This window comes from Candidatus Accumulibacter vicinus (assembly GCF_000584955.1).
GTDB classification, from domain to species: domain Bacteria; phylum Pseudomonadota; class Gammaproteobacteria; order Burkholderiales; family Rhodocyclaceae; genus Accumulibacter; species Accumulibacter vicinus.
In genome coordinates this window covers 35,468-47,040 of sequence record NZ_JDSS02000020.1, presented here as the reverse complement: position 1 = coordinate 47,040, position 11,573 = coordinate 35,468, and the positions used below count along the sequence as shown (strand labels likewise).

Sequence of the window (11,573 nt, the reverse complement as noted above, 5' to 3'; positions counted from 1 at the left end):
TCGACGGCCAGGGCCGGGAAGAGAGTGGGGGGGAAACGGTGGTCGCCGGCGGCCTCGGTGATGGTTCGCCGGTCGAACACTAACGGTCTAACAGGGTACGAAGATGAACAAGGGAAAAACCGTCGTCGTAGGCTTGTCCGGTGGCGTTGATTCGTCGGTCGCCGCTTGGCTGCTCAAGGAGCAGGGGTGGCATGTGATCGGCCTGTTCATGAAGAACTGGGAAGATGACGATGGCGACGAATATTGCTCTTCGCGCCAGGATCTGATCGATGTGATCAGCGTTGCCGATACGCTCGGCATCGAGGTCGAAGTGGTGAACTTCGCGAGAGAATACAAGGAACGGGTGTTTGCGCACTTCCTCAAGGAATACCAGGCGGGCCGCACGCCGAATCCGGATGTGCTGTGCAACTCGGAGATCAAGTTCAATGCTTTTCTCGAGTACGCGCTGAAGATTGGTGCGCAGCGTATCGCCACCGGCCATTATGCTGGCGTGCGCGAGTTCCAGGGCGCCTGGCAGTTGCTCAAGGCCGAGGATGGGACCAAGGACCAGAGCTATTTCCTGTACCGGCTCAATCAGCAGCAACTGGCGAAGACGCTGTTTCCCCTGGCCGGCCTGTACAAGCGAGACGTCCGCAAGATTGCCGAGGCAGCCGGTCTGCATGTCGCGCTGAAGAAGGATTCGACCGGTATCTGTTTTATCGGTGAGCGGCCGTTCAAGGATTTCCTGATGCATTATCTGCCCAGGAGCGAGGGCGAGATTCGTTCCCTCGACGACGACCGCGTGCTTGGCGAACACGACGGGGTGGCCTACCACACCATCGGCCAGCGCAAGGGTCTGCACATCGGCGGTGTCAAGGGTGGCAAGAGCGGCGACCACGGCGACCATGAGGCTTGGTTCGTGGCCCGCAAGGATGTCGCCGGAAACATCCTCTATGTCGTTCAGGGGCATGACCATCCGGCGTTGCTGGCCGACGAAGTGAGCGCCTGGGATTTGTCCTGGGTGGCCGGTGAAGCGCCGCATACACACTGGGTGTATACCGCCAAAACACGCTACCGGCAGGCCGATGCCGCCTGCGAGATTGAGCGGGTCGGCGCCGACGCCTGCCTGATCCGCTTCGCCGAGCCGCAATGGGCGATCACGCCGGGGCAGTCGGTGGTGGTCTATGAAAGTCGCGTTTGCCTCGGGGGAGGGGTGATCGCCTGAGCCGCGCCTCCGTGCAACGGAAAACATGGGGCTGCCTGCGGGACTGCGACTATTGGCCTATTGGCCTATTGGCAGCCAAACGACATAGAGACGAAAAACTGGTAGACTGAAATCTGCCTCCTTGGAAGACGAAAAAACGAGGGGGGACTTGGCCCGTGCCACATCGAATCCCCTTGGCGGTCGTTCAACGCCCTGGCTGTGCCGGTGGTTCAGGTCTTGTACGCCGGGGCCATGGCTTCAGATGGCAGGCGATGTCGATTTCAGAAAGATTGCATGGGAGTTGGATATGGCAACGATTTTCATCAGCAGCCTTCCCTTTCGAGCAGACGAAGCGTTTATCCGCAATCTGTTCAGCCCCTTTGGTCGAGTCGTGTCGGTTGATCTGCATGCGGACTGGGTCAATCCGACCCATGAACCTTATGCCTATGTCGATTTGGAAACGTCCGACCCAAAATTGGCGGTAGACGCACTGGACGGTCAAAAATTTGGCCAGAACCATATCCGTGTTCATAAACGAGTTATTCTGCCGACTTCGCCTGTCAAGGCCGTCTGACTTCGCTCTCATCCCACAACTCATTCTTTCGGAGTGACCCCATGGCCAAGGATATCGACCAGCAAATCCTCAATGACCTGCGCCAGTTCGATTTCGTTGCGCAGAACATCTGGCCCAAATTGCGCGGCCTGTTCAAACACTCGATCGCCGCACGTTGCAGCCAATGCGTCATTTCCTCACGCGTGCCCTATGTCACGCTGACCGATGGTGTCTGTAACCTGTGCCACGAGCACAACAAGTTGCGCGCCAACGACGAGGAGACCCTCTGGCAGAAGAAATACGTCGAACATCAGCGCAAGGAACTCGACCAGTTGCTGAAAAGTCATCAGGGCAAGGGCCGCGACCGTTATGACGCATTGGTTCTGTTCAGTGGCGGCAAGGACAGCGTTTATATGCTGTCTCGCCTGCGCAAGGAATACCCCGGCCTGCGCGTTCTGCTGATGACCTGGGACAACGGCTTCTATTCCAAGTTGTCGCTGGATCGTTGCAAGGAAGTGGCTGCCAAAATGGACCTCGACCATATCGTCTACAAGCCGCGTTCGTCGGTTTACAAGACGCTTTACTGCTATACGCTGAAGAATGTCGAGATGAAGGGCAGCTATCAGACGGTCGACCGGCTGGATGGTACCCTGAATCAGATGCTGGGCTTCTATTTCGCCTATGACATGAATATTCCCCTGGTCCTGGCGGGTGTCGATTTCGCACAGGAACTGATCATGCAGTTCCATTCGTATTATGTGATGCCGTTCGAGGACATGTGTTCGCGCACCCTGACTGACCGCATGGAGCGCCGGTCGGGTTTCAAGATTGCCGACATTTTTACCGAGGAAGACCAGAAACTGTTCTGGGACGGTACCGGTAAGGACCCCGATCGTGTTCCGCAATACGTGCTTCCCTTTGTCGCCTGGCGTCCCGACAAGGCGGCCATTCTGGGCGAACTCGAGCGGGAAAGCCTGATGCCGGAACGTGATTCCTCACCCATTCTGACCAATAATCAGGTGCTTTCGATCATGACCGCCATCGACATCAAGACGATCGGCTATTGTAGTTTCGAACCGGAGTTCGCCGAGATGATCCGGTTCCGCGAAAATGATCCGGTTTATTGGCGCAACGCCTTTGAGATGGCGGAGTTCGGTGCCCGCAACAAGGTATTCCTGCAACGTACGGTGACCAAAGTGCTGGGCAAGCTTGGCCTGACCTTTCAGGAGGTGGGACTCGAGGCCTAGGGCGAGGATTTCGCGGAACTTGGTCAGACGTTCTGGCGCAGCGCGTCCACGACAGGAATGCGGGTCACGCGTCGTGCCGGGAAGATCGAAGCGCTCACGGTGGCGACCAGGCCGATGCTAAAGGCAAGCACGAGTTCTTTCGGCACGACCTGAATCTGCGCCATGTAGCCGACCTCGCTGCTTGGCGGGGGAGGCATGGGAATGCCGATGGCCGAGATCACCCAGGCCAGGACGACGCCGATCAGCAAGCCCGTGCTGCTGCCGATCACCCCGATCAGAACGTTCTCCGTGATCACCAGCCGGAAGACGTCGATCCGGCGATTGCCCAGCGCCATCATGGTTCCGAATTCCCCAACGCGCTCGAAAGCGCTCATATTGACGCTGTTGGCGACACCGAGCAAAACCATGATCAGGACGATCAGGCGCAGCACGCCGAACTGCCGGTCGTAGAGGGTGACGGTCTTGTCGTAAAAATCGGTCAACTCGTTCCATTTCTTGATTTCGAACTTTCCGGGGTCGAGTTGCCGCGCGAGCAGTTCGGCGACCCGCACCGTATCAAGGGAATCCTTGAGCGAGACGACCAGGGTGTTGATCCCCCTGGCATTGAGGAGTTCCTGGGCATCGGCCAGGGGAATGCGTACCGCACGCCCGTCGTAATCCCGGGAAAAGCTCCGGAACGTTCCGACGACTTCAAACTCGAGCGTGTTCAAGGCTCCACCCGAAGTACTGACCAGAACAATCACCCGGTCCCCGACGCCCACCTTGAACGCGTCAGCCAGGCCCTTTCCCAGGATGATTTTGTACTGGTCCTGATCGTTGAGCGCGCGACCCGATTCGATGCGGATGAACGTGCCCAGTTTACTCTCCCGGTTCGGCTCGATGCCCTCGCCGATGATTGAACGGTCGGTACGACCGGCGCTGAGAAGGCCCGAGAAGCTGACCCTGGCCATCACGTCAGCCACCTGCGGCAGCCTGGCGACCTGCCGTCGCAGTGGCTCGGTATCGTCGATCATGAATCTGTCCGGCGCCCGTGCTCCTTTCTCGAAGAACCCCTGCGCGTTGATCTGGAGGTGACCGAACTGCGAGTGAATCACCGCCTCGCGCAACTGAATGAACATGTCCTCGATGAATCCGCCGGAAAGAACGAGGCTGATGACGCCGAAGAGGACTGCACCGAATGTCATTCCCGTACGCAGCTTGTGCCCGAGAAGATTACGGAGAGCAAGTTTGATCACTGCCTGGCCCTGATTCTGTGGGAAAAGTTCAGCGGTTGAAACGCAACGCGTCGACGATGACCATCCCCGAAGCGGTTCGTGCCGGAATGATGCTGGCGATCAGCGTCGATCCCACTGCCAGCAGCAATGCCTCGATGGCGAGCCGGCCGGTGACCATGACCTCGCCCATGAATCCCCAGGACTGTCCTGGTGGCGGCGGCATGGGAATGCCGATGTAGGAGATCACCCAGGCCAGCAGGGTTCCCAATGCCAGACCCAGGAGACCGCCGACGATGCCGAGCACCGCACCCTCCACGACGATCATGCGCAGGAGGTCGCGACGGGTCAGTCCGAGAGCCATGATGGTGCCGATCTCGCCCGTCCGCTCCATGACGCTCATCATCATCGTGTTGAAAATGCTCAACACGATGATCACGGCGATGATGACTCTCATCACGCCCGCCTGTTTGGCGAGGAGGGACACCGCCTTGACATGGAAATCGGCAAGTTCGATCCATTCGGTAAAGACCAGACCCTCGTTCGCAAAGCGCTGGCGCAGGGTCCTCAAGGTGAGATCTGCCTGCTCGGTTTCTGACAGCAACAATGCCCAGGTGTGGGCACCCTCCACTTTCAACAGTTTCTGGGCGGTCGTCAGCGGGACCCTGAGCGCGACGTCGTCGTACGCTTTCGACATCGTCGCAAAAAAACCTCGTACCCGACACTCGACCGCATTGATACTCCCTGTGGCCGTGTTCGCCATGAGGACGACCGTATCCCCGACATCGATACCCAGGTTCGCGGCGAGGCCCAGGCCGAGGATGATTCCGTTCGGGTCATTGGCCGACAGGTTGGCGCCCTTGGGAATCCGCAGCGAACTGCTCAGGACCTGCTCCTTGTCCGGTTCGACGCCCTCGGCAACGAAGGAGATGGTTTCGTCGCCTTTGCTCACCAGGCCGCTGAACGCCAGACGTCTGCCGAGAACGCGCAGTTCGGGGAGTCGTTCGATGGCGTGCTGTACGGGCGAACTCTTCGGCAGGAGGTAACCAAACGGGTCGGCCGTCCCCTCCTCAAAGTACCCCTTTCGGGTCACCTGAATATGACCATACTGGGAAGTAATGGTGGTTTCCCGATGTTTGAACATGATCCAGTCGATGAAACCGTTCGCGACGATCAGGGCAGCCACCCCGAAGGCGATGGCGGCGAGCGCAAAAGCAGAGCGCCGCCGTTGTCGGGCGATGTTTCGGGCAGCCAGGAAAGCGTCGGTCAGCACCTTGGGAATTATACACTTCGATTGACGCCGCTTGATGGCGGCTCATATACTTCCAACTCCATGGCTGGTTTTCCTACCCTCCTGGCCTTTCATCGATGAACGGAAAGTCACGTGGCTGACGACACCGCCAGTCCCATCGTCAGTGCATTCGATCTTCGCAGCGACCTGTCCGGTGCGCTTCACGAGTGGCGGGGGCTTCTGGGTGAGGCCAATGTTCTTACCGACGCCGGGACACGGGACCATTATGCCCGCAGCACCTCGTCGTTCAGCCGGCGCCCTGCCGCCATCCTGAAACCGGGAACGCGGGACGAGGTGGTGGAAGTCGTGAGCATCGCGTCCCGCTGCAGAACCCCGCTGTATCCCATCAGCACCGGTCAGAACTGGGGCTACGGCGACGCGTGTGCAGTCTTCGACGGACAGGTCATCGTCGACCTTGGCCGACTGAACCGGATCGTGCAGGTTGACAGCGAACTGGGTTACGTGGTCATCGAGCCCGGTGTGACCCAGCGGCAGCTTTCCCACCACCTGGCCGAACAAGGCGTGCCGTTCTGGATCGATTGCACGGGCGCGGGACCGAATTCGAGCCTGATCGGCAACATTGTCGAGCGCGGCTTCGGGCACAGTCCCTACGGCAACCGCTTCCAGACGATTTCGGGAATGGAGGTCGTCCTCGGAACGGGAGAGGTGCTGCGTACCGGCTTCGGGCAGTACCCGCAGGCCAAGACCACGCATCTGTACCCGTACGGCATCGGTCCCTACCTCGACGGAATCTTCACCCAGTCGAACTTCGGCATCGTCATCCGGCTCGGACTATGGCTGCAGCCGATCCCGGAGTCTTTCTGCCCGTACATCGTGCTCTTCAAGGAAGACCAGAACCTCCTCGACGCCATTCCCAGGCTGCAGAAACTCAGGCTGGACCGGATCCTTCAGAGCGTGTCGCATATTGGCAATGACCTCCGGGCGTTCGCTGCAGACGCGCCGTTTCCACGCGACCGGCTGCCCGGGCACGCCCGCCTGACGCCGGAAGTGAGGGCGCAGCTGCGGAAAGAAGCGGGCATCGGCGCGTGGTCGATGTCGGGGGCGTTTTACGGAAGTTCACGCCAGGTTGCCCTGCACAAAAAACTGCTCAAGGCGGCCTTGGCCGGGGTTAACGCCAAGGTGGTCTTTCTCCCGGGTTACATCCTGGCGGCGGGGCAGTGGTTCGCACGCCACTTCGGTCATCTCGCACCTTTCCACGGACTGGAAAAGAAGATCCGGCTCGGGGCGGCGCTTGCCGGCATGCACAGCGGCAAACCCACCGGCGCCTTCCTGCGGGGGTGCTATTGGCGCCACCAGGCAGGCGTGCCGGCGGACTTCTCCGACGACACCGATCTTGCGCGGGAGCGGATCGGCATCATGTGGATGGCGCCGATCATCCCCTTCAGACGGGAGGATCTCGCACAGCTCAACCAGGAGATGGACGCACTTTTCGGGCGTTTCGACTTTGACTGCCATGTCACCGTCAACATGATCAACGAGCGTGCGCTGGCGGCGGTTTATACGATCGAATACGATACGGAGGATGAAGCCGAAACCCGACGCGGAATCGAGTGTTATGAGGCCGGTGTGCACCGGCTGTTCGAGCTGGGCTACCCCTTGTATCGTGCTTCGGTGCGAGGGATGCAGTTGCTGGCCTCGCAACGGGAAGCGGGTTCCTGCGACGCCGTCGACCGGTTGAAGCGGGCACTCGATCCGGGTGCCATCATTGCGCCCGGACGCTACGACGGGCTCAAGGCAGGGCGCGACTAGAGCGGTAGGGAGCCGTTAAGTATTTCTGCTTCAACAGACTACACCCCGACCTTACCCAGGCGACCATTGTACGGCCTGGGTTCGCACGAGGGCTTTGAAAAAGACTCCGTAAGGACTGTTTCGGCGTCGCGTTCGCGACGCCGATCATGCATCTGCCTACACGCTACGATCGGCGCATTCTGCGCGCCAGCCCGGCAGCGACGAGCCCAAGCGACAGCAGCGGCAGAGTGCCGCCTTCGGGCACCGCCGCTGCTGTGCCGAAGGAGACATTGTCGATCGTCAACCCCTCGCTGGTCACGATCGAAAAGCGGCCGCCGGGAATGTCCCCGGCGCTAGCCACCACGCCGAAGAAGGCGAAGTCGTCCGGCGTGATGCCAGTGTCGGCATCCCCGGTCTGAGGGAGTACCGGTGAAAACGCGCCAAAGCTGATCGTCGACGGCGTCCCGAAGTCGACATCGGCGTAGTCGAATCCGAACGCCGTCGGCGCTCCGGGCAGGGCGATCGTCGGCAACGAGGTGGGGGATATGCTCAGCGCATTGCCTTGCCCGATGCTGCTGAAGGCAAAGCTGCTGATATCCAACGACGAACCCGTGGGGATCGAGATGCCGCTCGGGAAGACCGTCGCCGAGTTCACCGCGATTCCATCGGCAAACGAATTGAAGTTCTCGGTGGTCAGCGCGCTTGCGGCGGCCGTCCACGCGGCCCGGTTGGTGTACACGACTACTGCGGCCAGGGCTTGGCTACAGAAGAGGGAAGCTGTTGCTGCAACTGACAAATAAGCGATCGTGCGTCTCATGTTGGCCCTTTCAATGAATTTAAGGAGTACCTTGTTGGCTTATGGAATTTTCTATATTCCGTTGACCGATGATGTCCCGGTCACGAGCCGGCAATGTGATGGAGCAAGCGCGACTGTACATACCCTTGCCCACATCAATGAGTCAATAAAACCGCAGGGCAATCATGTCTCCCCCCCGTTCGCTCGCTCGTGCATCGCGAGAGCAAGTAGTGTGCCATATAAAAATAACATCTTTTAAATCAGAAATCGGGCGCAGACCCGTCACTTCGCGATCAGAGGGAGTGTAAATTTTTCCGACAGGATACGTGTGCGACGGAAGATGGAAGTGCTGCATTCGACCCGCGGTGCGTCCCTTCAATCAAGTATGTTAGACTGCTGCGCTCGCGGGCGCGGCAGTTCGGGCTTACAGCAGCCCGGGCCGTCCTGATGTCCGTATCGATTTTCTGTCCAGCGTTTGCGACATGCTGGCAGGAAAGCCAGGCAGGGTCTCTGGCATTTCCATTTCTTGCTGAGGTTATCTATATGCCGGTTGTCACATTGCCTGACGGTTCACAAAGGGAATTCGCAGAGTCTGTCACGGTTGCCGAAGTGGCGCAGAGCATCGGTGCCGGGCTGGCGCGCGCCGCCCTGGCGGGCAAGGTCGATGGTCGCCTGGTCGACACCTCCTTCCGGATCACCACTGACGTGCAGCTTGGCATCATCACCGAGAAGGATCTCGCGGGCCTGGAGATCATCCGCCACTCGACGGCCCATCTGATGGCTCACGCAGTCAAGGAACTCTTTCCGGCGGCGCAGGTGACGATCGGTCCGGTCATCGAAGACGGTTTCTACTACGACTTCGCCTACGAGCGTCCGTTCACGCCCGACGACCTGGCGGCAATCGAAAAGCGCATGGCAGAAATCGCCCGGCGTGATCTGCCGGTGCGGCGCGAGGTCTGGCAGCGCGACGACGCCATCGCTTTCTTCCGGTCGATCGGCGAGCACTACAAGGCGGAACTGATCGATGCCATCCCGTCCGATCAGGAAGTCTCGCTCTATCGCGAGGGTGATTTTGTCGACCTTTGCCGCGGCCCGCACGTCCCTTCCACAGGCAGGTTGAAGGTGTTCAAGCTGATGAAGCTGGCCGGCGCGTACTGGCGCGGTGATCATCGCAACGAGCAACTGCAGCGGATCTACGGGACGGCCTGGGCCAGAAAGGAAGATCAGGAGGCCTACCTGCACATGCTCGAGGAGGCCGAGAAACGCGACCATCGCAAACTCGGTCGGCAACTCGACCTGTTTCATCTTCAGGACGAAGCGCCTGGAATGGTGTTCTGGCATCCAAAGGGGTGGACGATCTGGCAGGAAGTCGAACAGTACATGCGTGGCGTTTATCGGGACAATGGCTATCAGGAAGTGAAGTGCCCGCAAATTCTCGACCGTACCCTGTGGGAAAAATCCGGGCACTGGGAGAACTTCAAGGATCACATGTTCTCCACCGAGTCGGAAAAGCGCGAGTACGCAATCAAGCCGATGAATTGTCCAGGGCACATCCAGATCTTCAATACCGGGCTACGCAGTTATCGCGATCTGCCACTGCGTTATGGTGAATTTGGTTCCTGTCATCGCAACGAGCCCTCGGGTGCGCTGCACGGCATCATGCGCGTGCGCGGCTTTACCCAGGATGATGGTCATATTTTCTGCACCGAAGATCAAATTCAGGACGAAGTCACCGTTTTCAATGATCTGGTGCGCAAAGTGTATGCCGATTTCGGTTTTCACGAGGTGACGGTGAAGCTGGCATTGCGCCCGGAAAAGCGCGTCGGATCGGACGCGGTATGGGACAAGGCCGAACTGGCGTTGCGCGCTGCATTACAGGCATCCGGTCTGGCGTGGGAGGAGTTGCCGGGTGAGGGGGCTTTTTACGGTCCGAAAATCGAATTTCACATCAAAGATGCCATTGGGCGATCCTGGCAGTGCGGCACGATGCAGGTCGACTTCTCGATGCCGCAGCGACTGGACGCCGAATTCGTCGGTGACGACAACTCGCGCCACACGCCGGTGATGCTGCATCGCGCTATTCTGGGTTCGATGGAGCGTTTTATCGGGATGCTCATCGAGAACTGCACGGGCGCCCTGCCTTTGTGGCTCTCGCCGGTGCAGATCGTGGTTCTGAATATCTCGGAAAAGCAGGCCGATTACGCTGCGCATGTTGCAAAAACACTACGCCAGGCTGGTCTGCGCGTCGAGTGTGATTTGCGCAACGAAAAAATTACCTATAAAATACGAGAACATAGCTTGAACAAGTTGCCCTATCAAATCGTCGTCGGCGATAAGGAAGTGGCAGCCAATCTGGTGGCCGTGCGGACACGCGGCGGTCAGGATCTCGGGCAGATGTCCATCGAGGCTCTGGCCAGGCAACTTCTTCACGAAGTTGCGGCGCGAAGTGGCACGGCTTAACTTTTGTCGAAACAAGGAGTGGACCCATCGCACTGCAAAAGGCGCAACGCGTTAACGAAGAGATCAACGCACCGGAAGTCCGTCTCGTCGGAGTAGGTGGCGAGCAGTTGGGAGTCATGAGCGTCAGGGCGGCATTGGCGCTTGCCGAGGAAGCGGGAGTGGACCTGGTCGAAATTGCCCCGATGGCTCAGCCGCCGGTATGTCGCATCGTCGATTTCGGCAAGTTCAAGTACCAGGAACAAAAGCGTCAGCATGAGCAGAAACTCAAGCAGAAGCAGGTACAGGTGAAAGAAGTCAAGTTTCGTCCCGGTACCGACGAGAATGACTACCAGATCAAGCTGCGCAACATGATTCGCTTCCTTGATGAAGAAGACAAGGTCAAGGTGACCTTGCGCTTCCGCGGTCGGGAAATGGCGCACCAGGATATTGGCATGCGGCAGATCGAGCGGATCAAGACCGATCTGCAGGAGCTTGCGCTGGTTGAGCAGATGCCGAAGATGGAGGGCCGCCAGATGGTCATGGTGCTCACTCCGAGCAAGAGAAAGTAGCCACCGATTCAACAAGTGCTGCCGGGTTGAAAGTGCTCCCGCCGGGGGACACCCGCCAGCATGTCTATAAACAGGAGCATTCAATGCCCAAGATGAAGACCAAGAGTGGGGCGAAAAAGCGCTTCACGATCAGCGCCAGCGGCCGCATCAAGCGTTCGCATGCGTACAAGCGACACATCCTGACCAAGAAGGACACCAAGACCAAGCGCCAGTTACGCGGCGTGACCGAGGTGCACCACTCTGACAAGGCCATGGTTCGTGCCATGCTGCCTTACGCTTGAGGAGATAGAGGATGCCTCGCGTCAAACGTGGTGTAACGGCGCACGCGCGCCACAAGAAAATTCTGGATCTGGCCAAGGGTTACCGCGGTCGCCGCAAGAACGTCTATCGTGTCGCCAAACAGGCGGTCATGAAGGCCGGGCAATATGCTTACCGCGACCGCCGGCAAAGGAAGCGTCAGTTTCGCAGCCTCTGGATTGCCCGTATCAACGCGGCGGCCCGGGAACTCGGCATGAAGTACAGCACCTTCATGAAT

The 11,573-nt window shown here is 59.0% G+C and carries 11 protein-coding genes; 8 read left to right on the top strand and 3 right to left on the bottom strand.

The features are described 5' to 3' along the window. Positions 1-103: 103 nt before the first annotated feature. The 3 genes from mnmA (at position 104) to CAPSK01_RS08285 (ending at position 2,983) form a co-directional block, all read left to right on the top strand. A complete protein-coding gene (gene mnmA, locus CAPSK01_RS08295; protein ID WP_034925156.1) occupies positions 104-1,204 on the top strand; it encodes a tRNA 2-thiouridine(34) synthase MnmA in 1,101 nt (366 codons plus the stop codon). 286 nt (positions 1,205-1,490) lie between these two features. Beyond that, the gene (locus CAPSK01_RS08290; RefSeq protein ID WP_273703339.1) at positions 1,491-1,757 is read left to right on the top strand and encodes an RNA-binding protein; all 267 of its coding nucleotides are present in this window, start codon (positions 1,491-1,493) and stop codon (positions 1,755-1,757) included. Positions 1,758-1,798: 41 nt separating this feature from the next. Continuing rightward, positions 1,799-2,983 carry a hypothetical protein gene (locus tag CAPSK01_RS08285; protein WP_034925151.1) on the top strand — a complete coding sequence of 395 codons (1,185 nt, stop codon included), beginning with the start codon at positions 1,799-1,801 and terminating at the stop codon, positions 2,981-2,983. 23 nt (positions 2,984-3,006) lie between these two features. On the opposite strand, the gene CAPSK01_RS08280 is transcribed toward CAPSK01_RS08285, so the two are convergent. Then, positions 3,007-4,218, bottom strand: a complete 1,212-nt coding sequence (locus CAPSK01_RS08280; protein ID WP_034925148.1) for an ABC transporter permease — start codon at positions 4,216-4,218, stop codon at positions 3,007-3,009. Positions 4,219-4,246: 28 nt separating this feature from the next. Continuing rightward, entirely contained in the window at positions 4,247-5,467 is a 1,221-nt protein-coding gene (locus CAPSK01_RS08275) for an FtsX-like permease family protein (RefSeq protein WP_273703338.1), read from the bottom strand. A gap of 111 nt (positions 5,468-5,578) precedes the next feature. Between CAPSK01_RS08275 and CAPSK01_RS08270 the strand changes: the two genes are divergently transcribed. After that, a complete protein-coding gene (locus tag CAPSK01_RS08270) occupies positions 5,579-7,255 on the top strand; it encodes an FAD-binding oxidoreductase (protein WP_273703337.1) in 1,677 nt (558 codons plus the stop codon). Positions 7,256-7,418: 163 nt separating this feature from the next. Here CAPSK01_RS08270 and CAPSK01_RS08265 read toward each other — a convergent pair whose 3' ends face one another. Beyond that, the gene (locus CAPSK01_RS08265) at positions 7,419-8,051 is read right to left on the bottom strand and encodes a PEP-CTERM sorting domain-containing protein (RefSeq protein WP_034925142.1); all 633 of its coding nucleotides are present in this window, start codon (positions 8,049-8,051) and stop codon (positions 7,419-7,421) included. 522 nt (positions 8,052-8,573) lie between these two features. Between CAPSK01_RS08265 and thrS the strand changes: the two genes are divergently transcribed. The 4 genes from thrS to rplT form a co-directional block, all read left to right on the top strand. Next, positions 8,574-10,490 carry a threonine--tRNA ligase gene (gene thrS, locus CAPSK01_RS08260; RefSeq protein ID WP_034925139.1) on the top strand — a complete coding sequence of 639 codons (1,917 nt, stop codon included), beginning with the start codon at positions 8,574-8,576 and terminating at the stop codon, positions 10,488-10,490. A gap of 26 nt (positions 10,491-10,516) precedes the next feature. Then, on the top strand, positions 10,517-11,038 hold the full coding sequence (gene infC, locus CAPSK01_RS08255; protein ID WP_138677829.1) for a translation initiation factor IF-3: 522 nt from the start codon (positions 10,517-10,519) through the stop codon (positions 11,036-11,038). Between the two features lie 83 nt (positions 11,039-11,121). Then, positions 11,122-11,319 (top strand): 50S ribosomal protein L35, encoded by a 198-nt coding sequence (gene rpmI, locus CAPSK01_RS08250; protein WP_034925134.1) that lies wholly within the window; start codon positions 11,122-11,124, stop codon positions 11,317-11,319. A gap of 11 nt (positions 11,320-11,330) precedes the next feature. Further along, the coding region (gene rplT, locus CAPSK01_RS08245; protein ID WP_034925131.1) for a 50S ribosomal protein L20 at positions 11,331-11,573 on the top strand (243 nt) is incomplete at its 3' end.